Source organism: Formosa algae (genome assembly GCF_001439665.1).
In the GTDB taxonomy this organism is placed as follows: domain Bacteria; phylum Bacteroidota; class Bacteroidia; order Flavobacteriales; family Flavobacteriaceae; genus Formosa; species Formosa algae.
Genome location: NZ_LMAK01000012.1, coordinates 1 through 1,154, shown reverse-complemented (window position 1 = coordinate 1,154; position 1,154 = coordinate 1). Strand labels below are relative to the sequence as shown.

At 34.1% G+C, this 1,154-nt stretch carries 1 protein-coding gene; it reads right to left on the bottom strand.

Features of this window, described 5'->3' with window-relative positions; all coding sequences use genetic code 11:
- Positions 1–977, bottom strand: a 977-nt coding sequence (locus tag AST99_RS04620; protein ID WP_477190171.1) for a purine-cytosine permease family protein, incomplete at its 3' end; no start/stop codon positions are given.
- Positions 978–1,154 lie beyond the last annotated feature (177 nt).

Below are 1,154 nucleotides of genomic sequence, written 5' to 3'. Positions count from 1 at the left end.
CCCGCCACAATTACAATAACAAATCCAGACCAACCTAAAGCATAGTATGCTACATCTCCAGGATCTAGTGCTACAATAGGTTTACCTATTATAACTGCTGCTCCTGCCCCCATAATCCCTGCAGAAATCCAAGCGATATAATGACCAAACATCATTCCTGTACTTGTCGTTAATCCGTAAGATTTCTTTTTAGCAAAGCGTAACATGGCCATATCTATTAAACCAAAGTGAGTAATTGTATTGGCTGCCCAAGCAAAACCTATAACCTCTACTAAACCTATACCCGGTTCTCCTTTACTGTTTAATCCGGTCCAAATGGTGTGGTTTCCTAAAGTTATAAAATCTGCCCAGCTTGAAGGAAGTGTTTGACCTAAATCTGAAAGCGACAAAGCAGGAAGTAATATAAAAGCACCACTTAAAAACATAACAAACAACCAGGGAGCACATATTCCTGAAAATTCTGTAACAGCTTTAAATCCATAGATAGCTATAGCTACTACCACTAAACCTACACACAATACAATTAAAACAAACCATAAATTCGTAGGATACCAATCCAGTTGCGCAGGAATATCAAATGCAAATCGAACGGCAGTTGCAGATACAGTAATCATGGCCGCAGAAATAACAGTGAAAATGATAATATTAGCCCAATTATAGAGCTTTGTCATAGAATCTCCGGCAATTTTATTTAAATACGTATATAAACTTAATCGTGTTTCTACTGCAATTGGAGATGTTATAAGCGTCCAACTTAATACAGCTAATATATTACCTATTAATAATCCTAACAGAATATCTTTAGTAGTAGCTCCTAAAGCCACAAAAGTAGCTCCAATTACAAATTCTGTTGCAGCAACATGCTCTGCAGCATATAAACCAGCAAAGTGTGTCCAATCTTGTAACCTGTGTTTAGATACAGGTAACTGCTCCTCGTCTATACTGTCAAATTCTTGATAATTAGCATCTGCTTTCATTTCCTGTTAGTTTATTTGAGATTAAAACGATTTGCAAAATTCAATAAAATCTAATTTTATTCGGTTAAAATTTTACAAACGTCATTTTTACGTTTTAAATTATTTTTCAAAGTTATTCAAAAATTTGATATATCAAAATAAAATCATATAATATTCTATATTAACCCATTTATATTC